The sequence below is a fragment of the Dyadobacter sp. 3J3 genome (genome assembly GCF_009801115.1).
Classification (GTDB): Bacteria; Bacteroidota; Bacteroidia; order Cytophagales; family Spirosomataceae; genus Dyadobacter.
This window is the reverse complement of record NZ_VTOL01000011.1, coordinates 84,147-107,319: the sequence shown is the minus strand read 5'-3', so window position 1 is coordinate 107,319 and position 23,173 is coordinate 84,147. Positions and strand designations below refer to the sequence as shown.

At 38.9% G+C, this 23,173-nt stretch carries 17 protein-coding genes; 10 read left to right on the top strand and 7 right to left on the bottom strand.

Annotation, left to right across the window (positions count from 1 at the left end; all coding sequences use genetic code 11):
* The first annotated feature begins 23 nt into the window (after positions 1 to 23).
* The 3 genes from FZF08_RS22580 (at position 24) to FZF08_RS22570 (ending at position 4,017) form a co-directional block, all read left to right on the top strand.
* Positions 24 to 1,442: a Gfo/Idh/MocA family protein gene (locus FZF08_RS22580; RefSeq protein WP_159473745.1), complete on the top strand. Its 1,419-nt coding sequence runs from the start codon at positions 24 to 26 to the stop codon at positions 1,440 to 1,442.
* A 46-nt stretch (positions 1,443 to 1,488) separates the two neighbouring features.
* A complete protein-coding gene (locus FZF08_RS22575; RefSeq protein WP_159473742.1) occupies positions 1,489 to 2,235 on the top strand; it encodes a glucosamine-6-phosphate deaminase in 747 nt (248 codons plus the stop codon).
* 339 nt (positions 2,236 to 2,574) lie between these two features.
* Positions 2,575 to 4,017, top strand: a complete 1,443-nt coding sequence (locus FZF08_RS22570) for a M20 family peptidase (protein WP_159473739.1) — start codon at positions 2,575 to 2,577, stop codon at positions 4,015 to 4,017.
* Positions 4,018 to 4,056: 39 nt separating this feature from the next.
* On the opposite strand, the gene FZF08_RS22565 is transcribed toward FZF08_RS22570, so the two are convergent.
* Complete coding sequence (locus FZF08_RS22565; protein WP_159473736.1) at positions 4,057 to 5,034, bottom strand: DUF3078 domain-containing protein; 978 nt, start codon at positions 5,032 to 5,034, stop codon at positions 4,057 to 4,059.
* Positions 5,035 to 5,292: 258 nt separating this feature from the next.
* Here FZF08_RS22565 and FZF08_RS22560 point away from each other — a divergent pair, with 258 nt between their 5' ends.
* The 4 genes from FZF08_RS22560 to FZF08_RS22545 all read left to right on the top strand — a co-directional run bounded on the left by FZF08_RS22560 (position 5,293) and on the right by FZF08_RS22545 (position 8,102).
* Positions 5,293 to 6,126, top strand: coding sequence for an ATP-binding cassette domain-containing protein (locus tag FZF08_RS22560; protein WP_159473733.1), 834 nt, complete (start codon positions 5,293 to 5,295; stop codon positions 6,124 to 6,126).
* Positions 6,127 to 6,232: 106 nt separating this feature from the next.
* The gene (locus tag FZF08_RS22555) at positions 6,233 to 7,021 is read left to right on the top strand and encodes a hypothetical protein (protein ID WP_159473730.1); all 789 of its coding nucleotides are present in this window, start codon (positions 6,233 to 6,235) and stop codon (positions 7,019 to 7,021) included.
* A gap of 11 nt (positions 7,022 to 7,032) precedes the next feature.
* Positions 7,033 to 7,413, top strand: a complete 381-nt coding sequence (locus FZF08_RS22550) for a GntR family transcriptional regulator (protein WP_159473727.1) — start codon at positions 7,033 to 7,035, stop codon at positions 7,411 to 7,413.
* Between the two features lie 11 nt (positions 7,414 to 7,424).
* The gene (locus FZF08_RS22545) at positions 7,425 to 8,102 is read left to right on the top strand and encodes a hypothetical protein (RefSeq protein WP_159473724.1); all 678 of its coding nucleotides are present in this window, start codon (positions 7,425 to 7,427) and stop codon (positions 8,100 to 8,102) included.
* A 176-nt stretch (positions 8,103 to 8,278) separates the two neighbouring features.
* Here FZF08_RS22545 and FZF08_RS22540 read toward each other — a convergent pair whose 3' ends face one another.
* Complete coding sequence (locus FZF08_RS22540) at positions 8,279 to 8,608, bottom strand: hypothetical protein (RefSeq protein WP_159473721.1); 330 nt, start codon at positions 8,606 to 8,608, stop codon at positions 8,279 to 8,281.
* 196 nt (positions 8,609 to 8,804) lie between these two features.
* On the opposite strand from FZF08_RS22540, the gene FZF08_RS22535 reads away from it, so the two are divergent.
* Positions 8,805 to 9,695 (top strand): carbohydrate-binding family 9-like protein, encoded by an 891-nt coding sequence (locus tag FZF08_RS22535; protein WP_229216650.1) that lies wholly within the window; start codon positions 8,805 to 8,807, stop codon positions 9,693 to 9,695.
* Positions 9,696 to 9,799: 104 nt separating this feature from the next.
* On the opposite strand, the gene FZF08_RS22530 is transcribed toward FZF08_RS22535, so the two are convergent.
* The 4 genes from FZF08_RS22530 to FZF08_RS22515 form a co-directional block, all read right to left on the bottom strand.
* The gene (locus FZF08_RS22530; protein ID WP_159473718.1) at positions 9,800 to 12,280 is read right to left on the bottom strand and encodes a glycoside hydrolase family 9 protein; all 2,481 of its coding nucleotides are present in this window, start codon (positions 12,278 to 12,280) and stop codon (positions 9,800 to 9,802) included.
* A gap of 242 nt (positions 12,281 to 12,522) precedes the next feature.
* On the bottom strand, positions 12,523 to 12,759 hold the full coding sequence (locus FZF08_RS22525; RefSeq protein ID WP_159473715.1) for a hypothetical protein: 237 nt from the start codon (positions 12,757 to 12,759) through the stop codon (positions 12,523 to 12,525).
* A gap of 170 nt (positions 12,760 to 12,929) precedes the next feature.
* Complete coding sequence (rpiA, locus tag FZF08_RS22520) at positions 12,930 to 13,604, bottom strand: ribose-5-phosphate isomerase RpiA (RefSeq protein ID WP_159473712.1); 675 nt, start codon at positions 13,602 to 13,604, stop codon at positions 12,930 to 12,932.
* A gap of 218 nt (positions 13,605 to 13,822) precedes the next feature.
* On the bottom strand, positions 13,823 to 17,251 hold the full coding sequence (locus tag FZF08_RS22515; RefSeq protein ID WP_159473709.1) for a chemotaxis protein CheB: 3,429 nt from the start codon (positions 17,249 to 17,251) through the stop codon (positions 13,823 to 13,825).
* Positions 17,252 to 17,407: 156 nt separating this feature from the next.
* Here FZF08_RS22515 and FZF08_RS22510 point away from each other — a divergent pair, with 156 nt between their 5' ends.
* Positions 17,408 to 17,827, top strand: a complete 420-nt coding sequence (locus FZF08_RS22510; RefSeq protein ID WP_159473706.1) for a response regulator — start codon at positions 17,408 to 17,410, stop codon at positions 17,825 to 17,827.
* Between the two features lie 608 nt (positions 17,828 to 18,435).
* On the top strand, positions 18,436 to 20,796 hold the full coding sequence (locus tag FZF08_RS22505; RefSeq protein WP_159473703.1) for a T9SS type A sorting domain-containing protein: 2,361 nt from the start codon (positions 18,436 to 18,438) through the stop codon (positions 20,794 to 20,796).
* A 1,223-nt stretch (positions 20,797 to 22,019) separates the two neighbouring features.
* Here FZF08_RS22505 and FZF08_RS22500 read toward each other — a convergent pair.
* Entirely contained in the window at positions 22,020 to 22,397 is a 378-nt protein-coding gene (locus tag FZF08_RS22500; RefSeq protein WP_159473700.1) for a PAS domain-containing protein, read from the bottom strand.
* Between the last annotated feature and the right edge of the window lie 776 nt (positions 22,398 to 23,173).

The window sequence follows — 23,173 nt, the reverse complement described above, 5'->3', positions numbered from 1 at the left end:
ACCAACGCCTAACAACTTAAAAAATGGACAAACGGAAATTTTTAAAACTGACAGGATTAGGAAGTTTTGGGTTGATTGGCACTGGTTTAGAGCCAAGTTATGCTTTGGATCAAAAAGAGTATGATGACTTTAAAATGCGGCAAACCGCTTCAAAACCTCACAAGCAAAAATTCAACATGAGCGGTTATGCAGCACCAAAAATCGATACTGTCCGGATTGGTTATATAGGACTTGGCAACAGAGGTGGCGGCGCCATCCAGCGTATTGTTTTTTTGGAAAATGTGGAAGTTAAGGCACTTTGTGATATTCGTCCAGAAAAAGCAGTTAATGCCAAAAAGAAATTTGAAGGAACCAGTCACAATCCTACCGTTTATTCAGGAAGTGAAGATGCATGGAAAAAGGTGTGCGAGCGGGATGATATCGACCTGATCTATATTTGTACACCGTGGAATCTCCATGCAAAAATGGCAACCTATGCTATGGAACACGGAAAACATGTGGCCTGTGAAATCCCGATTGCCATCACCGTAGATGACTGCTGGAAACTTGTTGAGACTTCTGAGCATACCAAAAAGCATTGTATGATGCTTGAAAACTGTTGTTATGATTTTTTTGAATTACTGACTTTAAACATGGCACGTCAGGGATTTTTTGGAGAAATTGTGCATGTAGAAGGCGCATATATTCATGATATTTACAATTCGTTTTTTGACAAAAACACACGTTATAACTTATGGCGATTGAGAGAAAATGAGCGAAACGGTAACCTGTACCCGACACACGGACTTGGGCCGGTAGCGCAGGTTTTGGATATAAACCGCGGTGATAAAATGGATTATCTGGTTTCTATGGCCAGCAACGATTTTATGCTTGCAGACCGGGCACATAAAATGGCCGTTGAAGATCCCGATTTCAAAGAATTTGCCGGAAAATCTTTCCGTGGAAACATGAACACCACCACCATACGCACCCAAAAAGGAAAAACGATCATGATCCAGCACGATGTAAGTTCTCCGAGGCCTTATTCTCGCATACATCTTATCAGCGGAACAAAAGGCGCTGCGCAGAAATATCCGCTTCCGGGCCGGATATCACAAGGCCATGAATGGTTTACCGAAGAAGAATACAAGGTGCTTGAGAAAAAATATGAGCCTGAAATCGTAAAAAGAATCGGCGAACTTGCACAAAAAGTCGGTGGCCATGGAGGTATGGATTTTCTGATGGACTGGCGGCTGATCGATTGTTTGAGAAATGGCCTTGCGCTGGATCAGGATGTGTATGATGCGGCTTCATGGAGTGTCATTTCGCCACTTACGGAGTGGTCGGTGGCCAACCGTTCCGCGCCCATTGATATCCCGGATTTTACCTCGGGGTCGTGGAAAACAAACAAACCGGTTGATATTTCTCTGGTTACAGGCGGTGATACAAAAGTAAAATCCTGATATAATTTTAACATCTTTGGCATCCTGAATCAGTATAAAACTATTTATGAAAATCGTCATCTCTGAAACGAATACTGCGCTTGGTCATAAGGCCGGAAAACATACTGCCGAGCTCATCCGCCTGGCTATTGGTGAAAAAGGATATGCCAATGTCATCCTGGCGACCGGTACAAGTCAGTTTGAGACTTTGAGTCAACTGATCAAAGAAGACGGAATTGACTGGGCAAAGGTTACGATGTTTCATCTGGATGAATATATTGGTATGAAAATCACACATCCGGCAAGTTTCAGAAAATATCTCAAGGAACGTTTTCTGTCCATTGTGCCTGTCTTGAAAAATGTTTTTTTAATTAATGGAGATGAAGATGCGGAAATAGAAACGGTTCGGCTTGATGACTTGATCACCGGACATCCCGTTGATGTAGCGCTCGTAGGCGTAGGGGAAAACGGGCATCTTGCATTCAACGATCCACCTGCCGATTTTGATACTAAAAAACCTTATCTGATTGTAAATCTAGATGAGCAATGCCGTATACAACAAATGAACGAAGGCTGGTTTGCCACGCTGGAAGAGGTTCCAAAACAGGCCATCAGTATGTCTGTCAAACAAATCATGAAATCAAAACATATCATTTGCTCCGTTCCGGATGAAAGAAAAGCCCTTGCAGTAAAAAACAGCCTGGAAAACGAGATCAGTAATATGTTCCCGGCCAGCATTTTACAAAGCCATCCTGATTGTACTTTTTATCTCGATAAGGCATCGGCAAGTTTGCTTTCGAAAAATGTAATTTAGCATTAGAAGAGATCCGGTATTTTTCAAATCCAGATTCTATTTTGTCTGCGTATAACGTATAAAGTTTAAAAAATTACATTTCTTTTCTTTCTCAAAAGTAAGTTTCACATCCCAGCAATTTTATTAGCACATGTCTTTTTTGTTCAAGCAAAATTCAAAAAACGAGGTGCTGATTTTTTGTGCAGAAAAAAATAACTGATAAACAACTGAAAATAAGCAAATAAAGGGAAAATACTTATACTCAATAGCATTTCACCCAGTTTCATCCAAAAAGCATTAGGTGGTTTCAAATAAATATATCAACTTAAGGCTAAATCAACTATTTTTCTGGTCGTCATCATGAAGAAAGTCCTCCTATTCCTTGGTATTGCAGTTTTGTTATTCATGGTCATCATTCTTTTCAACACTTTTACCTTCAAATCCAAACAACTTTCCGCACCTGAAAAGCCAGCTTTTGCAGCTTCCGATTCTTCCGTGTCCAGGTTGCAGCAAGCCATTACCTATCAAACAGTTTCCTTTGAAGATTCGAGTAAACTTGATAGCGCTGCCTTTCTTGGTTTTCATTCATTTCTGATGAAATCTTTTCCAACTATTTTTAAAACGGTAACCGTTGAAAAAGTACATAAATATAGTCTTTTGTTACATTGGAAAGGGAAATCGTCGGCAGGAAGTCCGCTGGTTATGATGGCACATCAGGACGTGGTTCCGATTGAAGAGGCAACAATAAAAAAATGGGATGCCGGACCTTTTGCGGGTGAACTTAAAAATGGTTTTGTTTATGGAAGAGGTACAATCGATGATAAAGGAAGTCTAATGGCTCTTTTGGAAGGTGTGGAAGCACTGATGAGAGAAGGATTTGTTCCGGAAAATGACATTTATATTGCGATGGGACACGACGAAGAAGTTGGCGGAAAAGGAGCCAAATCCATTGCTGATCTTTTTAAAGCAAGAAATATTAAGCCAGGCGTCGTGGTGGATGAAGGTGGAATAATCACGAAAAATAAAATTCCCGGATTGACAAAGCCTGTCGCTATCGTCGGTATTGCTGAAAAAGGGTATGTGACGCTTGATTTACAGATTAATATTCCGGGAGGACATTCTTCCATGCCTGAAAAAGAGACTGCTATTGATGAAATGGCGAAAGCGGTTGTTAAACTGAAAGAAAATCCATTCCCTGAGGAAATGGGTTATGTCCTCAATTCTTTTCTTGATTATGTCGGCCCGGAAATGTCCTTTGTCAACAAAATGGCTATGGCGAACAGATCCATTTTCAGGCCTTTAATATTCGACGCCTACAAAGGTTCTGCGGCGGGGAATGCCATGATCAGAACCACTACGGCAACCACCATTTTCAAAGCCGGGATTAAGGACAATGTTGTTCCCGGGCAGGCAAATGCAACCGTTAATTTCCGGACACAACCTGGTACAACCCGTGAGGACGTAGTTGCTTATGTCAAAAAAGTGATTGGAAATGATAAAGTAGAAATCACGGCAAGGTCTGTTGGGACAAATCCAAAACAGGTCGCAGACGTCAATCATGCGAGTTTCACGCACATGCAGAATACCATAAATGGCTGGGATAGCAAACTGATTGTAACGCCTTATCTGGTTTTGGGAGCTACGGATAGCAAATCATTCAGTGAGCTGACGCAACAGATTTTCAGGTTTATTCCATTCACAGATCCCGAAGGTTTTCACGGAGTGAATGAGCGGATCAATGCCGAGGATTACAAAAAAGGAATAGGTTTTTATTATCAGTATTTAAAATATTACAAGTTTTAAATACTGACAAATCTCAGAATTTCGTGAATGATTTTTTTCTCAGAATGAATATAAAAAGCCGATATTCAATCCTTGCGCCAACTGAATGTTGGCGCTTTGGTCTTCATTGTAAACCGCAATTGCACTAAAATTAACATTCATATATTTATTGAGTTTCGCAGTCATAGACGCGTCTAACCGACTGTCAATTTTTGATGGATCAATAAGGCTGGAATAGAGCTGATAACGAAACTTCAAATTCATCTGTTTGGTGATATCCTTATTGAAATTGGCAACGATCTGCATCAGTGCCAGCTCATAATGAATACGTTTTCCAATGGCTACACCATAGTTATTCTGGTCTGGCGTGTTGATATATAAATTTTTGTCCCAAACGATAGTCTGACGAAATGCACCTGGTGCGAAATCCAGGAAAAAATAGTCTGTTGGTTTGTATTCCATCCCGATTGACTGCGTAAAATAAGCGGGTGCTGCAAATCTGGAAACTTTTCTTTTAGTCATCACCGAATCTGAATTCAGGGAATAATCAAATCCGCCGGCAAACTGAGACTGGAAATTCATATTGGCAAAAAACGCGCATTTTGAACTTAGATCTCTATTGTATTTTGTATCAAAAAAGATTCGGTCCATATTTTTACGGCTACCCTGCCCTTCATTTTTGGCAAAACCGTACTGGGTCTGAAGATCGTTACGCCATGAATTTTTGCCTTTTTTGTTTTCAAAAAGGGCGTTGAACAAAACACCTATTCCTACGGAACTTACGCCGCCACCCGTCCATTGCGGACTGAAATTTCCCTGATTAAAGTTGGCTCCCACTTCCATTTTATGCCAGCTTGTGTCCTTTTCAACTTTTAATCTTGCAGTATTCAGGCCGTTTGACAAATCAACAAGTTTGCTGAAATCATACGGAGCCTGAGCCTGCGTTGTATTATAACTTACTGATAACAGGTATAATAGGATGATAATGATACTACTTCGTTTACTGAAAATTAAAAATAACGCGGACAAATAATTCATTTTGAAAGGATAACCGGGAAAGCTAAAATTGACAATGTTTAATCTAAAAAGTGGCAGAAATCACAGCATGGTTACTTTTTTCACAAAAGTACATGGCTTAATAACTCATCCAAATCAATTTTATTCTTGATTGAAATAAAAATTTGTTGAACAATTAATTTTTTTAACAAAAAATAACGCGGCGCATATTCCTTTTGAAAATTCTATACGATACCTTCGCTAGTGTATTACTTACCTATAACACTAAATTACTAAACTATGATTCATCTTAACAACGTTTCTTTTGGATACAGTAAACAGAAAAAGTTATTTACCGATTTATCCTTGAAACTTGATCCGGGACATATCTATGGATTGCTCGGAAAAAATGGTGCAGGAAAATCAAGTTTACTGCGCAATATTGCTGGTCTGCTTTTTCCACTGGAAGGGACGATTGATGTATCAGGACGCGAACCAAGGAAACGTGAACCGGCCTTTTTACAGGACATCTTTTTCCTTCCGGAAGAGATCTATCTTCCGTCTGTTACGATGACTAAATATCTGGAAATGCTTTCTCCGTTTTATCCAAATTTCGACAAAAATCAGTTTCTGGGTTACATCGCTGAATTTGATATTCCGGAAAATAATAAACTGACGGGTATGTCGTACGGACAGAAGAAAAAAGTACTGATCGCTTTTGCACTTGCTACCAATACAAAAGTGCTGATCATGGATGAGCCAACCAACGGACTGGATATTCCTTCCAAAAGCCAGTTCAGAAAAGTAGTATCAAACGTTCTGAATCCCGAGCGGCTTATCTTAATATCGACACATCAGGTAAGAGATCTCGACAATCTTATCGATTCAATCATCATTCTTGAAGATAGTAAAATTTTGATACAGCATAGCCTGGATATAGTTGCCGAAAGACTTTATTTTGGAACACTTGCAAACGTTGAATACGATCAAAGAGTACTTTATTCAGAACCTTCCCTAAGAGGATACAACGCTGTTTTCGAAAATTCAGAACAAATGGAAAGCCGCGTTGACCTGGAACAATTGTTCAATGCCGTCATGGAAAACCCTGCCCGTATCAAATCTATTTTTAATTAAAGGCCATGAAAATTATATTCATCTTCCTTATGACATTTTTGCTTTTCCTGATCCGATACACATTTCCGGCATTTCTTCCGGTTCACTTATTATCCAACTTTACCCTATGAATCAGACATTTAACTTTCACCGTTTTGGCTTAATGCTCAAACTGGATCTGGCCGAAAAAGGAAAAAATAATCTGGGCACAGCTGCTTTACTTGTTGGAGTACTTTTATTCCTCATGCTTCCAGTCACAACTTCCAACACTTATAAGGGTCTTTTTGAAGGGCTTCATTACATTGCACTTTTCATGATCTTGTTTCTCGGAAGCAGCCTTTACACCAGTAGCGTTTTCACATCCTACGCATCGCCGGCAACAGGAATGGCAGCCCTAATGATACCCGCCTCTACAATAGAAAAATTTCTAAGCGCCTTGCTCCTGAATTTGCTTTTTATCATTCCTCTCTTACTCTTGTATCTGGAACTGCATTATTCAACCTTAAATTACGCCAATAGTAAATTACCAGCCGGCAGTTATAAATACCACCCATTACAGAATGATTTGATTCAATATATCTGTTATTCCTATGCCCTGATTCAAGGTTCTATTTTTCTTGGTTCTATTTATTTTACAAAAGCGTCTTACATCAAATCAGCGGCCTCTGCTATTGGTGTTTATGTCGTTGTCGGGATTCTACAAATAACGTTAGCAAACATGATGACAGGCAATTTTGACAAAGTGGTAACCTTTCCTCTTACAGGGTGGCAACTCTGGAATTTTGGCAAAGACTTCAAATATTTCCAGGTAAGCTATCCTGACACTTTCCAGCCTTACTTATACATTTTTCCGGCACTTGTTCTTTTAAGCCTTTGGTTCATTACCTATCTGCGCCTGAAAGAGAAAGAAATTTAATAATTCGACACATGGAATTTAAAGATAAACAATCCATTTACCTCCAGATCGCCGACTATATCTGTGAGCAGATATTACTTGGAAAATGGCCGGCCGGGCAACGTATTGCATCGGTGAGGGATCTTGCCGGTATGATGGAAGTAAATCCGAATACGGTCATGCGGGCCTATGAATTTTTGCAAAACAAAGAGATCATATTTACAAAAAGAGGCATCGGTTATTCAGTAGAAGAACAGGCAAACGAGCGGATACTTGCTTACCGGAAGGAGCGATTTATGGAAAGTGAACTTCCCGATTTTTTCCGGACACTTTACATGCTCAATATCAGTATGGAAGAAGTATCCCGTCGTTACACCAAATTCATTTCGGAAACCTATCCTGTCACGAATTAACTCGAAAAATCATGAAACAAAGTAATTTTTTAATTATCGGTTTACTTGCGCTAATACTTCTTTTTGTAGTAGGTTCAAACCTGGTACTGAAAGCTGAATTTGACAAAATTGATCAGAAAGATCCATTTTCCGGATATAAAAGGGAAATACTCAAACCATTTAGTTATGTAAAAATTAATGGCAAACAAGTTGGTTTAACGCAAATTCAGCCGGGCGCTACTTTTCAAATCTATTATGTCACTGACAGAAAAATGCTGGATTGGAAAATAAAGGGTGATACTCTGGAACTGACGCATAAGTCAATATCCGATGAAGCTTCGGATCGCCATTTGGATTTCGACTCGAAACCTGTCTTCTACATTAGCGCACCGAAGTTATCAGGAGTTGATGCAGCTAATACAGTTAACATTATAAAAGGCTGGAAAACAACGGATTTCACATTAATTCAAAAAGGAAAATCCACGTTACTGACCGAGAATTCCATAAGTAATTTATCTGCCAGACTTAATTCCGGAGGATATCTGTTGATTAATGGAAAAAATAAAATCGGGAAGTCAAATATCCTGGTAAAAGACAGCAGCGAGTTGAGTTCGGAGAAGGACATTTTCAATTCCTTTGAGGTCAGTGTGGATAGCTTGGCAAAGATTAAATTACCAGGGAGTATGTATAAGAAGATAATAAAACTGTAAATCTGTTTACTATCCAGGCGAAAATTATTTGCCTGGATACTTGCCAATTCACAAGCTGTCTATAAAATCAAATTCCGAACTTATCCGATTAGATAAATTCAAATAAATATCCCCGGCAGGCGTCAGGGATATTTAGGACACTACTATCCACAAAATATAATTTGAATACTTAAAAACTATTCAAATTCCAGTTTTACTTTTTCATTCAATTTTACAATTCGCGTTGCCAGTGCAGCACATTCCTGAGGCGACATTTGGTCAATGGTATTCGTCACTGCGTTGACAACGACTTTACCATCCTGATCCAATTTCGGACCCTTTTCCTTGATCTGTTCCGTAATATTTACCCATTCCGCTCCTAAGGCGTCAGAAAAATATTTTGGTGGAATAATGTTGAAATAACCGGCCTGCGATTTTAAAGATTGCTTCAAATGATCCGCACTTGTTGTCAGACCGGCCACGAGTTTCGAAAGCTCGATATGCACGAAGATATTTGACTTATCCATTATTAATAACGTGAGGGTAATTGTATATGTAAAGTTACTTGAAAACCTTCAAATACCTAAATCTGGGTAAAAATAAATCTAAATTCACTATTTTTATACAACTTAATATAAATTTAATTTACGCACCTGATTTCATTCGTGATTCTGGATTGATTGTGGTTTATTGCTCCACTTTTATCACTCTTTATTGCCGATTTTGAAAAACTCTTATTTACGCGCTGTAAAAAACAAGTTTCAAATTACGAAACTTCTTAAATTTGAAATTGTATCCATTCTTGCATTTACGAGAGGCTTATTTATTTCTGGCTCCTTGTTTTCCCAGGCAGCCTATCCTCCAAAAACTTATGTTTGCTACCAAACCAGTCAGGAGATTATCATAGATGGTAAAATGGATGAAAAGTCATGGGCATGTGCTGAATGGACTTCATTGTTTGTAGATATTGAGGGAGAAAAGAAACCGTTGCCTTTGCAAAATACGCGGGTAAAAATGCTTTGGGACAAGAAATACCTTTACATATCGGCCGTAATGGATGAGGAGCATATCTGGGCTTACCAGAATAAAAAGGATCAGATTGTTTACCTCGAAAACGATTTTGAAGTATTTATTGATCCGGATAACGATACCGACAATTATTACGAACTGGAAATAAATGCACTGAATAATTCATTTGATCTTTTTCTCCCAAAACCATACAAAAAAGGAGGAAAACCTGTGCTCAACTGGGATATTAAAAATTTGAGATCTGCAGTATCTATTGAAGGAACTATCAATGATATAACGGATAAGGATAAACGCTGGACTTTGGAAATTGCTATCCCTTTTGAATCTTTAGGCACTGACAACGTTGCCTTTGTGAAACCTGATCCCAAAAAAGTATGGCGCATCAATTTTTCCCGCGTCAACTGGCAGCACCAGATTGCCCAGAACGGAAATTATGTACGTAAGACAAATCCTGATACCGGAAAGATAATGCCTGAATACAATTGGGTCTGGTCTTCGCAAGGCATCATAAACATGCACGTCCCGGAAAATTGGGGATTTCTTCAATTCAAGAGACAAAAAGTCGAAAAAAACAGCCGTCGATAATTTATATAAATTTCGTAGCAAAGCGTTGTAATCCTTTTATTCAAATTCAATATTGGCAGTCCGTTTTCTAAATTTAAATAAAGAAAATGGACTGCTAATTATTTTTAGAGCATTTCATCAATCCTCACAAACTGATATCCCTTCTTTTTCAAATCAGCTATGAGCTTGGGTAAATAATTGTAAAATTTGTCTTTGCGCCTTGGATCTGTACCGATATGAATGAGTAATGTAAATCCATTAAGACCCGTTTGTGATTGTTTTTCAAAATCAAAAATGGATTTATAAATGGCTTCACTATCCATATAACGCTCTCCCATTTCAGGGAAAGTATAGTCCGCAGTACTCCTGGTGCCGGATGAATAATTAACAAGTTTCAAACCAAATTCCCGACTCCATTTCGCGATAGAATCATTGTACCATTCATAAGGCGGTAAAAAATATCCCGCTTGTGATTTATTGATATTGAGTTTTTTCAATTCCTTAAATGAATTTGCCAGATCGGTTTGAAATTCTTTCTTCGTTACCAAAAGACTATCTCGTTTTTGCCAGTCGCAGTAAAGCAAATGTTTGTCCGAGTGTGATCCCAGATAATTTCCGTTTTTTTGAAGCTTTGCAATAATGGGCTGAAATTCTTTATTACGATAAAAATTGCCTGTCAGAAAAAACGATCCTTTGATATTCTGCTTCTTTAAATTTTCAGAGATAAATTCACCTCCGTCACCGTATTCATCACCAGTAAAAACCAAAGCTATTTTCTTCGTTGTCTGATCTCCGCGAATAATTGCTCCATGCGATTTTTCAGGTAATTTTAAGGAATGTCCTGATTTCGATTCGTGCTGTTTTGCTGCGAGCAAATAAATCAAGGAAGCAGTTCCATCCATGGTAGGTTCATTGGTACTATAATCTCCAAAATCATCATGATATACCACATAATCCGATTGAAAATCAGCATATTGATCTTCTCTGTCTAATTTTAATCCTTTCAGATTTCTAAAAATACTTCCATAAACCGGACCGTCTACCAAACCTCCATCCAGCGGATATTGATTTAGCAAAGCAAGGGAGGAATGTGGAAATTTGGGGGTATCACCATAGGCAGGCAGACCATAAACCATACTTTTACCCCAGGGATTGCAGCCAAAAAGCCAGTCAAAACAGGCCTGTTCAAGCTCTTCATACTTTTTATCACCACTTATTTCACGGTATAAATAACACTGAATTGCAAAAGAAGTTGTCAGATTATTAGAACACCAGATAAACGGAATTCCCCGAAAAAATCCATTTTGAGAAGCTTTTTTCCAGACTTTTTCTATGCCCTCTTTGTAGTAGGCAATTAATTCCGTTTTGCTTTTTCCCGTCGTCTTTTTTGCCAGTTCGTAGTGACCAAAATTATGAAAAGGATACCATTGGTAATGTCTGGCCGTATCTGCACCCATCCAGGGTGTAACTTTTTCCTTGACGCTATATGTCAGCGATTGATCGAGATATTTCTTCTCGCCCGTCAGCTGGTACAAAGCTGCCGAACCTAATTCCATATCATCGGTCCAGTTATCTTCTTCGTAAAAATAAGGACTGCGGTTTGGTGCTGTCTGCGCTACGCCCGGCTTGTCCAAACCAAGTTGATAGGCAGATAATGACTTGCACAGCAAAGTATGCGCCAGGGACGGATCTGTTTTTTGATAAACGGACGAACCTAGTGCAAAAGCACTGGCAAATTTGCCGGCAATGGAGGCAACGCCTGTTGATTTATTCTTATATTTACCCAGGCCCTGCGGTAGTCCAGTGGCGAAATAAACAGGCCTTCCTTTCCCGGGGCCAACCCCATAATTTGCCGAATCTTTTGTTGGTAATCTGAAACCCACATGGTCTCTGTCGTCTGCCAACTGGTTGAAAAGCCAGTCATTTTGAGGATGCATCTTTAATAACCATTCCAGTCCCCAGCGCGCTTCATCCAACACATCCAAAGTTCCATTTTTCCCCGCTAATCCATTTGCCAGATGCTGATCAGAAAATGCTTCCGGGAAGTCACGACAAGCTGCAAGCAGATGGTAAGTTGCATTGGCAGAAGTAGTTGCGTATTGAAGATAATCAGTAGCGTCATGCCAACCTCCTGATACATCAATTCTTGTTGTGTCAGGCATGGGCCCGTACATGGTGTAACCATCCGTGGTGTGGCAGGAGTCTTTAAGAAAAGGGTTGAAACCACTTCTTTGCTGGCGCATATAACGTATGCCAAAATCAGCAGCCCCGGCATATACATCATTGCCGATTTCAAAAACCGGAGAAATTGCCTGTCCGCATTTTAAATAATAGCTTCCTGGTGTTTTTACACTGCTGAAACTGAGACGTAATGTTTGTTTGAAAGGCCCATACTTTCCGTAGCTTTTTCCAACATTACCTAAAACAACAACTTTTGAGGTTCGTGAATTAATAAGTTGAAATTTAGCTGGCAATATTTCAGTTTTTGTAGCCCAAACAGCTACCTTACTTCCGGCTGGCAGGTATCCAAGCTGATTAATACGAATCCAGGAAGTTGCCGGATCATTTTTAAATGAACTTGCGATCAGCACAATACCGAACAGCAAAAAAAACCTTTGGTAATTTCTCAACACTCTTTATTTGGTTAGTACGCAAAAAATTTTCCGGAAACCTTGTCACCAGGATTTCCGGAAATTATTATATAATACAAGATACTCAAAATTTCAAATGTTTGTATTCCAATCGTATTCCTGAATTGCAAATAGTAATCGATTTACATAAAAACTCAAAAACCAATGGCTAGAGAAACTTTAATAAGGAGGCTTTTAGCGGCATATTGGCGCAACGATTAGACCAAAACGATGTTGCTTGGAATAGCTTCCTCACCGCCGTGATCATTAGAATATTCCAGTACAAGTTTTTTGCCTGATTCATCTGCTTCTTCCAATAATTCAAAAACTTTTCGTTCTCCTACCATTAAAAGTGCCTGAAAAAGTACATTGGCGTATTGACAATCTTCACTGCCTACACCATTTTCTTTGGCCAGGTCATTGTACTTACCGAATAGATCTTTACCTTTTCCCATAACTTCAAAAGATTCGCCGTATATTGTTTTTTTTTACAATTTAATGAAAATCTATAATTAATCAATTAGCCAAACAGCTGAAATTATTTATTTTATTGAAAATTATAAACCATAACAGCTGACAAATATTTTTTTGACAATTAGGGTTTTATAAAACTATCTCTGTTGGTTCAGGAAAAAGTAACTGTCGAGTCTCCATTTCCCATAATTACCATGCTGGCCAGATTTATAAATAAACCGTGTTCAACAACGCCGGTTATCGCATGAAGTTTGTCGGAAAGTGTAGCGGGATCCGTAATAAGGCCAAAATCGGTATCAATGATATAATTTCCTTCTTCGGTAACCAGCGGTTTATTGTCAGTAAATCGGATTTTACCAATACCATTCAGCTTTTCCAATTGTCCGGTCACGTAGCGGGAAGCATAGGGAATTACTTCAACCGGAATTGTGAATTTTCCCAGTAGTTCAACCTTTTTGGAGGAATCGGCAATAATAATTTCCTGTTTTGTCAAAGAAGCAACCACCTTTTCCTTTAACAAGAAACTTCCTCCGCCTTTTATCAGATCAAGACCGGTTGTGAATTCATCAGCGCCATCAATAGTAATGTCGATAAAATCCACATCGCCGATTTCGAGCAAAGGAATATTCAGCGATATGGCAAGTTCTTTTGATTTATCCGAAGTAGGGACACCTTTTATTTTCAACCCGTTTTTGACTCTTTCTCCAATTTCAATAATGGCAAGAGTAGCCGATGAGCCCGATCCCAAACCTACAATCTGATTGTCAGAAAGAAGCTTTACGGCTTCTTTTGCTGCCAGTTTTTTTTCATTTACAAAACTTTCCATGGTCGTTTTTAAAATCTGTACATTGGGAATTACTGTAAAAACCATTCATTTTTCCAAACTACAAGTAAAGACTTTTTTATTTAAAATTTAGTCAAATTCCCATTCCTTTTCCTCTTTTTCGAACAAATAATAGTACGGAATAATCTATCGGTATTTAGAAAATAAGATTCCAGACATATTCCAGGTTTTCATGAATTATTTAGTGCGGATTCAAAAAGCTACTTAGTTTCTAATTGTTGTATCGGTAAAATAACATGAAATGCAGCGCCGGCATTTTCTTTTGCTTCCACATAAATTTCACCATGATGATTTTCGATAATCTTTTTAGTAAGTGCCAGGCCAATTCCCGTTCCCTGATATTTGCCAGGATGGTTGAGGCGCTGGAAAATTGTAAAAATCTGTTGACTGTATTTCTGGTCAAAACCAATACCATTATCTTTGAAAATAATTTCACAATATTTAACTTTACTATTAAGGCCCGGGCGTTTTCCGGTTTCTTTTTCAGAAAGTGAATGGATAGAAATGTGAATAACAGGCGGAACGTCGTCCAGAGAAAATTTTAGTGCATTACTGATCAGATTATAAAACAATTGATTCATCTGCAATGGAATAGCTTCAATAATGGGTAACGTATCACTGGTTATCTTTGCCTTTTTCTGATCAATCAACAACTCAAAGTCGTTAAGAATATCTTTTAAAATTTCATCCAGATCCGTTGGTGCAAAAAGAATATCATGGTTGATCAGGTAAGAATAATTTAACAAATCCTGAATAAGCTTGCTCATGCGTGTGGATGCGCCTTCAATTTTTTCAAGATAAGAACTTACCTCTTCGGATAATTCGTTTTTATGTTTGGCCTGCAAACGGTTGGAAAAAGTTACGATTTTACGTAATGGCTCCTGCAAATCATGGCTGGCTGCGTGGGCAAATTGTTCCAGCTGCATGTTGGTTTGTACAAGATCGGCTGTTCGTTCTTTTACTTTTGTTTCAAGTTCATCCGAAAAGTTTTTGAGATTAATTTCGGTCGTTTTCCTTTCTGTAATATCTTCAATGGCAAGCAAAATTAATTTTTCGGCAGTTACTTCATTTACGATCTGCCTCGCGTTCAGTAACATGGTCCGCTCTCCCAGTGAAGGAAAGTTGAGTATTATTTCAAAATCTTCAAGTCTGGTTTTCTGAGGAAGAATGTTTTCAAGCAATGACCGCAACACATGATCATCCCATTGGTTGTCCTGCAATTCATAGAAAAGCTTGTCCTCCGTATCTTTTTCGTTAAAATTGAATTTCTTATAAAAAGACGTATTCGCTGTTTTAACACGCAGACTTTTGTCCAAAATAACCAGTGGCTCCCGAATCGTGGTGACAATGGCTTCGGAATACAAACGCGCCGTATTCAGCTGCTCCTGCTTATCGAGCAATTCCTGATTCAAAATCACCAGCTCTTCGTTGCTCGACTGCAATTCCTCCCTGGATGTTTCGAGCTCCTCGTTCAGGCTTTGCATTTCCTCACTGCTGCTTTGCAATTCCTCACTTGCCGTCTGGAGTTCCTCATTGGCAGCTTCCTGCTCTTCGGTAATGCTGCGCATGTCTTCCCTGGTCTGGGCCAATTCATTTTCCAGTTGGTCAATCCTTAACTGAGAAGCTGTACTTTCAGAACCTTGGCCCAAAGGAAACGATTCAGGCAACGGCGTTTTCTCAAAAACGATCAGAAAATGGGGTTCAACGGTATTGACCAGTGGAATGATTTCAATATTGACCAACTGTTGCCGTCCGTTAATTTTTATTGGTATTCCTTCTTTAATAACCTGCGCAGTGTTTAATTTGGCTTTGTATAAGGCATTTCTAAGCTCAAAGCCTAATCCTTCACGCGCCATTTTAAAAACATTATAGGTAGGCTTTCCCGGTGAAGGTTCAAGAAATGGGGTAATAATTCCATGAATATGCACGATGTCCATCTGGTCATTTACGATGACACTTGCCGGAGTATATTTCGAAAGTAAAATAGCTTCGGCAGTTTTCCTGAATCCTGTGTGCGGCATATCTGCTTTTGCCTCTTTTATCCCTTTTTTTACAGCCTGTTCCTCTTTTCGTTCGGTTGCTACGTGCATAAAACGGCCTGGTACAGACTTCCTCGTGTAAATTTTAAGGTTTCGGATAAAAACGCTGAACGATTCAGAAACGACACTCGGTGTTTCTGATTTACCAAGCATCAAAAATCCATTTTTCCGAAGCGCATAGTGAAAAGTATTGAGCGCTTTTTTCTGCAAAAAGGAATTCATGTATATCAGTACATTCCGGCAGCTTATCAAATCTATTTTAGCAAAAGGAGGATCTTTTAAAAAATTCTGAATCGCAAAAACGCACATATCCCGTATGTTTTTATTAATCAGATATTCTCCGTTGCTTTCTTTAAAATATTTATCCAATCTTTCTTTTGAAAGCATTTGAACATCGGTTTTGCTATATTTTCCCTCTCTGGCTCTGCGTATGGCACTTTCAGAAATATCAGAAGCAAATATCTGTATACGCTGGTCCTTAATTTTGTCCCCCAGGAATTCATAAAGGCAAATGGCCATTGTAAATGCCTCCTGCCCTGTGGAACAGCCCGCTACCCATATCCGAATTGGATCCTCTTCTGCCTTGTTTTTAAATAAAACCGGTAAGACTTTTTCTGATAACGCATCAAAAGTAAGCGGGTCCCGAAAGAAGGAGGTAACCGGAATTAGTAAATCCTGGAATAATGACTGCTGTTCCGTTTTATCTCCAAGCAAAACCTGCAAATATTCTGACAGGCTTGCGGTTTTAGCATTGGACATTCTTCTGGCAATTCGCCGTCTAATCGTTGTCTGCTTATAATAGGTAAAGTCTACATTGCTTTGCTGCTGGAGCAATGCCAAAACCTGCCTGTAAACGGTATCGTTTTTCCAGGATTCTTGATCAGTATCTGCTTCTTCTTCTCCTACAATGGCAATCTGCATAAGCTTGGCAGGCATTTCTGCGGGTGTCAGTACAAAATCAACAACGCCAGCATTAACAGCATTTCCGGGCATTTCGCCATAAGCTGAGGATTTCTGATCCTGGGCAAAGGTCATTCCGCCATGTTCTTTTATCGCTTCAAGGCCCAAACTTCCATCTGAGCCCGTTCCCGACAACACAATGCCGACGGCAAGCTCTTTATGAACCGAAGCCAGTGATGTGAAGAAAACATCTATTGCCTGATTTTTCTTTATTTTTTCACGGGGTTCAAGTTTAAGCACACCGTCGTAGGTCGTAAGAATTTTATTGGCCGGGATAACATAAATATGATCCGGTGCCAGGTGAATGTCATCCGTAATCTCATTTACCGGTATATTCGTTACTTTTTCCAGGATTTCGGGAAGGATGCTATCGTGCGACGGGTCAAGATGCTGAACCAATACATAGGCCATTCCGGATTTTTCAGGAACGGCTTTCAGGAACTTCTTGAAAGCATCAAGCCCTCCTGCGGATGCGCCTATACCTATTACCGGAAAATTCTGTATTGTGGCTGATGGTTGGATTTTACTTTTTTTCGTAGATACCATGGCTGTGGGAAACATAAAGATAGAAAATGTTATGTCGAAAAAACCGTTTTGTTTTCCGTCCGGTTTCTGTAACCTCGTCTCCATGATTTTGTTTTGTAGAAAATGGATGTTATTAAGGACAATTTTTGTTCAATATCCGTCACGCAAAACACGCGGAGTCATTAACTCTAATAAACAAAAAGCTACTATTTCCAAATAATTGAGATTAAGTTGCTTACCTTGCTCCAAATACGAATAAAAATGACCCACGCCTTAACATTTATGATTGTGGATGATGATGCCGATGACTGCGAATTTTTCTGTGAAGCAGTCAATGAAATCAATCCATTATTTAAATGCCTGATTGCCAGCAATGGCGAAGATGCTCTCATAAAATTGCGTGGCCGTATACAGCCTGTGCCTGATTTTATATTTCTTGATTTAAATATGCAGCGGATGGACGGAAGAAAATGCCTTATGGAATTAAAAAAAGATATAAATCTGAAAAATATTCCAGTTATTATCCTTACCACTTCGACAGCAAAGAAAGATATCGACGAAACTAAATTGCTGGGAGCGGCGTATTATCTGACCAAACCATCCGAGTATCAAAAATTGCGTAAAGAGATTGAATTTGTAATGGCACAAAACTGGTCAGAACATTCGGGAATTGCCGGCTGATTAATCCATAATACTGCAACTTATTTCACCAAAACAGCTTCTGACTATTGTCTCACAGCCTACCATTTTACTATAAAAATTTACTCATATAGAAAGTTTCCTGGTCTATTGTCGCAAACTGGCCAATTTCTAAAAATCTGCAATTACTTTGCTATTCAGCAACAATCCTTATAAAAATTATAACTGAGAACTGGTTAAATCGGAGCAGTCTCATGTAATTTTTCGTCCTTCACTGGTTTCTCATTTTAAAGAGTGCCTTTTCCCTTCGTTCTATTTCTTTGCATGCTTTCTACAAAATACAATTACGAGATAGCCTCGTAAGGTTATCTGCTATCCGCCAAAAAATCTATCATAAAAACATTTTGAATTAGCCGTATTTCTAACCCTCATTCATTGGCTAAGCCTTTTTGGCATATTACCCGATTAAAATATGAGAAGTTTGCATATCGTGTGACGAATAACTCCATAGTCCGTATTACGAATGTACCGATATAAAATATCTTTATTTCTTAACAATTTTTACCTGAATTTCGATTAGAACAGTCCAAAGTACTCAGCAAATGAAAAGCGAAAAATGAAAATAACCACTTCAAAACTGAGACAAACCAATGAAACTAAACGCCTTTACAAGCTTGATACTGATTTCAGTATTGACTTTCTCATCCTTTTACATGGCCATGGGGCAATGTACGGCACCTATTTCGACAAAGGTTAATAATTCAAGTTGTTCCACGCCGGCCGGTAGTATTACATTTACAGCACCTGGCCCCGCAGGTTTTCTATTCAGCATAGATGGCGGTACAACTTTCGGGACATCAGGACAAACAAGTTTTACGTCTCTTTCCGGCGGAGTTTATTCCACTGTTTCAAAAAATGAATCGACGGGTTGTATTTCACCCGTTACCAAAGTGACAATAACCGATCCAGCATCTCCGGCGGCTCCCGGTGCCAATCGAGTGAATAGTACCAATTGTACCAACCCAAATGGAAGCATTACCTTTACAGGTCTCACACCTCTAGCCAATTATCAGTTCAGTATTGACGGCGGTGTCACTTTTGGAGCACCAGGCGTAACATTGTTTTCCGGACTTGATGCCGGAACCTACCCTACCGTTGCCAAACTGATTTCAACAGGCTGTATTTCTTCCGTTACCAACAGGATTATTACTAAGCCAGTATTCGTTGCCGGACCAGCTCAATCTATTTGCCAGAATCAAACTATTACGACTGCCGCTACTGCTGCCAGCGGAGCCGGATGGATGGCAGATCCGGGCAATCCCTCGGCTACTACCATTACCAATGCCTCGGATCCGACAACCGTGATCAAGGGTTTTACCATGGCTGGAATTTACAATTTCACTTGGGGTACTGGCACTTGTAATGATAAATTAACTGTTACTGTAACCAATTGCGACAGTCCTATTGGTTGTGTAAATACAGCTTTCCTGATTCAGCAAACGACTTCTTTTGCGGGACCAGTTGATTTAATTTCTGTCGATATTAATACCGGAATACAGACGACAATTTATACAGATATAACAAACCCGAACCGGGCCACCAACCTGAATGCTATGGGATATAATCCAACGGATGATGAACTTTGGGGAAGTGTGCAGGACAATAATTTTACAGACAATGTTGTAGGAACCGGAACAATTTTCAGGATTGGGGCTGATGGAGAGCCTCATTATTTCAGGATTCCCGGATTGTATAATGCCGGATATAACTCAGGAACAATTGATGGAAACGGAATTTTGTACTTATATAACAATGGCGGTGACCTGTTCAGAGTAGATGTAAATCCTGCCTCTCCTACGTATCTAACCCTTTTATCAAAGTCAAATACTGCCTCCGTGAACATATCTGACTTTGCCTATAATCCTGTTGATGGATTTTTGTATGCTGTTGCAAACTCGGCTCCACATCAGCTATATAAAATCAACCCTAATACTGGTGCTGTAACCACCATAGGAAATGTGTCAGGTGGTTCATCCTTTGGTACCGGTTCAATCGGCGCCGCATATTTTGACGCCCAGGGGAATTTATATGCAGGCGATAACCAGACCGGTGGCATTTACAAAATAAGCACAGTGCAAAATATAACCGGAAATACAACAGCCGTACTCCGCTCCCAGGGCCAGCCATCCAGCGGCAATGACGGTGCGATTTGTTACAATGCTTGTATTAAACCAGATGCAGGTCCTGACATACCAAAAATATGTATGACTGATATTGCAAAAATGGCAGCTTCACAAGTTTCAGGAATAGCATGGCTCGCTCAGTCAGATAACCCTGGATCAGCCGTAATCGCTGACCCAGCCAACGCAACAACTGATATTACGGGATTCAGCGCTCCGGGCATTTATCATTTTATCTGGACCAATGGAGGAACTTGCAATGATACAATTTCTGTAACCGTATCTGATTGCGCTCTGCCCGTAAAATTGATCAGCTTTACCGCAACCAAAGTAGAAAATAAAGACATCTTGCTGGAATGGGCTACTTCTTCCGAGGAAAACAGTAAAGAATTTAGGATTGAAAGAAGTGCTGACGCAGCCACCTGGACAACCTTGCAAACTGTGCAAGCAGCATCCGATAGCAAAAGTATTATTAAATATTCAGGTTACGACCATGAACCATTTTCCGGAACAAACTATTATCGGTTAAAAATGGTCGATTTGGATGATACTTATGCATTCAGCAAAATTCGTAGTATTGATGCAGGACAAAATGTGAGTACCACATTGTATCCTAACCCCGTATCTACAACTCTCAGTATCAATCCCGGAGAATGGAATAAGGTGGATCATATTGAACTGACTAATTTAACAGGTATTTTGGTATACAAATCAACAGGAAATCTTGTGCGGGAGATCAATGTTAAAGAATTCCCGGCAGGTTTATACGTTTTACGTATAAGTCGGAAAGATGGTTCTGCCAGTGTGAATAAAGTCATGATCAACAAGTAATTTTCATCATTTAAAAACGATCAAGTAGAACATGTTTTACTTGATCGTTTCTTTTATAAAAATTTGCCAATACTCCTTTTATTACCATACCTGTGACCTAATAGAATATTGACCGGCATAGCCTTTTTCTTTACAACCGGACTTGAAATTACTAAAAATGATTGCTTTATAATTAATTTCTCCAGTTCCTCTTTTCTCAATTGAAGAGCATGTGGTTTTTTATCGATGTGTTTCAAATTTATCATCTTTTGCTTTTTAAATGTTCTTTTCAACATAAGTCTTTCTATATGGTTCGGCCTTGATAATCACGTTCCAAATTACGACCGAAAGCTTTCTCGCAGCAGCCATAATGACTTAAAAGCTATGACCTGCTAACGAGGCTTTATTTAAGACGGTTACCAGTACTTTTATTTCATTAGAATCTACCGGGCATCTAGGCGGTTTTTTTTTAATATCTTTTCCTTCGTGAGGAAAAGTCATTTATTTCTTGGTTTTTAAGGTATCGAGATGTCACTTTGATAATTTGAAATAGTTAGCTGGTTATCAACACAGAATCTAAGTAGATCTTTGACGATATGATTCTGTGGCAAATTGACCTCTAACAAACTATTATATTTTGAGTTCAACTACTTGGTAATCCATTATTAAACTCGCAAACCCCAGCCGAAAAACATTTCATTAATTTTCAGAATTAGGATGAATAATGGTTCTTAATTCTACATGCAAGGTTTAAAACCTAATATTTCTCCTAGATTCGGAAACTAATTTTCAGTAATAATCATAACGATACCATTTTGATTATCTACCTGGTATGAGACAATTACATTTAACAAGGATTCATCCTGCCCTGGATTTTTTATGAATATTGTTCCCCGTCTCACCACTACCAACCACTTTTACACATAAAGTTAAGGGAGCTGAATCTTTTGTAATAGGCATGCATTCATAAAAACATTTATGGGTAATATCGTTTCCCGATAGACCCAAAATATCCAGCACCTTTGGTGAATATCCCGAAAATATAAAATCAATTCCTTTGCCATTCTCTTTAAACGCGGTAACATCTAACAACACCATTGCGACCGGGCAATACTTTAAAACATTTGCAACTGACCAATTATTTTGTTCAGCTTATGGTTAGCGACATACCGCTCTTCCATAGTTTGGTCGAATTGAGAAAAATCCATAACCACTCTGCTTAGCTGATCCAAAAAATCGCCACGTTATGCTATTTCCTTACAAATTCCTACATAGCCATTAAATTTCCCCTCACTGGTATAAAGCGGCACAAATCTACCCAGAACACTGCGGTACTCCTCGCTTCTTGTCAGCATTCGAAACTGAAAACTAAAAGATTCCTTTTTGGTCAAACTGCTAACTAAATTTTCTTCATACTCCGCTAAGTCATCCACATGCATAAATTGATTGATTTTCAGAATTTCGCCGAAAGCAATATCCCTGCCGGTAAAATCAATCCATCCAGGACTAAGAAAGTTAAGGTCACCATTTGCATCGCTCGCCCAGTAAATAGGGTTTAAATCGGCGTCGATACTATCAGTCAGTTTTTGTTGTTCAGAGAAGGGCAATTGTTGATGAGGCATTATAATAATAGAATTGAGAAGGATAATACTGTCTGTCTGGCAAAAGCTATGACATTTAAAAAGTAAATTTAAATGGTACTTTATTAAAAAGACATCTTGATTTCAGTATTTTGGCGTAGTTGGTCTTCTGATCTTTAAATAAATAAATTTTCATACCGTTGAGTTTTAATGGAAACGAATTGTAAAGAGGCAGACTCACTTAATAAACAAGAGGACAAACTTACAACCCGGAGAATGTAGATAGCAATTGCCAAATGACAACAAATAAATTACCAATTGGCAAGTAATATAATTTTATTGTGATCCTCTTCGCTGATATTTGCTTCTGCTACGCGAAAGGGATTGCGCCGTATGACCTAAAAAATCAGCCAAATGCCTTAACTGAATACGGTTAGCTATATACGGATACTGTTTCACAAACCAACTGTAACGTTCGTCAGCAGATAAAAATCGCATACTGTAATCATACTGTCTTCTTCGGACTAGATAACCATCTAGAAGGTAATTAGTGGCTATCTTCAATGACTGATGTTTTTCTAAAAGACAGAAATAATCCTGCTTCTTCACAGCGATCAGCTCCGTAAAGGTGCTGGTTTCGAAAAATTCATTCGATTTCTCTCCGGTAAGAAATCCATCAATAGACAATGCCAGATCCCCTTTGCAAAAAAACTACCTTGTCCATTCTTTCCCTTCATGTAAAGAATAACATCTTACAACACCATTTAATACAAGATAGATATAATTCTGCTTAGAATCCGGCATAATGATATTGTATT

Bases quoted from the DNA above. Each gene is read 5' to 3' on its own strand.
- rpiA (WP_159473712.1), bottom strand. From the start codon at position 13,604: ATGGAAAGTTTTGTAAATGAAAAAAAACTGGCAGCAAAAGAAGCCGTA.
- FZF08_RS22565 (WP_159473736.1), bottom strand. From the start codon at position 5,034: ATGAATTATTTGTCCGCGTTATTTTTAATTTTCAGTAAACGAAGTAGT.
- FZF08_RS22550 (WP_159473727.1), top strand. From the start codon at position 7,033: ATGGAATTTAAAGATAAACAATCCATTTACCTCCAGATCGCCGACTAT.
- FZF08_RS22560 (WP_159473733.1), top strand. From the start codon at position 5,293: ATGATTCATCTTAACAACGTTTCTTTTGGATACAGTAAACAGAAAAAG.
- FZF08_RS22575 (WP_159473742.1), top strand. From the start codon at position 1,489: ATGAAAATCGTCATCTCTGAAACGAATACTGCGCTTGGTCATAAGGCC.
- FZF08_RS22505 (WP_159473703.1), top strand. From the start codon at position 18,436: ATGAAACTAAACGCCTTTACAAGCTTGATACTGATTTCAGTATTGACT.
- FZF08_RS22540 (WP_159473721.1), bottom strand. From the start codon at position 8,608: ATGGATAAGTCAAATATCTTCGTGCATATCGAGCTTTCGAAACTCGTG.
- FZF08_RS22525 (WP_159473715.1), bottom strand. From the start codon at position 12,759: ATGGGAAAAGGTAAAGATCTATTCGGTAAGTACAATGACCTGGCCAAA.
- FZF08_RS22555 (WP_159473730.1), top strand. From the start codon at position 6,233: ATGAATCAGACATTTAACTTTCACCGTTTTGGCTTAATGCTCAAACTG.
- FZF08_RS22545 (WP_159473724.1), top strand. From the start codon at position 7,425: ATGAAACAAAGTAATTTTTTAATTATCGGTTTACTTGCGCTAATACTT.
- FZF08_RS22510 (WP_159473706.1), top strand. From the start codon at position 17,408: ATGACCCACGCCTTAACATTTATGATTGTGGATGATGATGCCGATGAC.
- FZF08_RS22570 (WP_159473739.1), top strand. From the start codon at position 2,575: ATGAAGAAAGTCCTCCTATTCCTTGGTATTGCAGTTTTGTTATTCATG.
- FZF08_RS22500 (WP_159473700.1), bottom strand. From the start codon at position 22,397: ATGCCTCATCAACAATTGCCCTTCTCTGAACAACAAAAACTGACTGAT.
- FZF08_RS22580 (WP_159473745.1), top strand. From the start codon at position 24: ATGGACAAACGGAAATTTTTAAAACTGACAGGATTAGGAAGTTTTGGG.
- FZF08_RS22515 (WP_159473709.1), bottom strand. From the start codon at position 17,251: ATGGAGACGAGGTTACAGAAACCGGACGGAAAACAAAACGGTTTTTTC.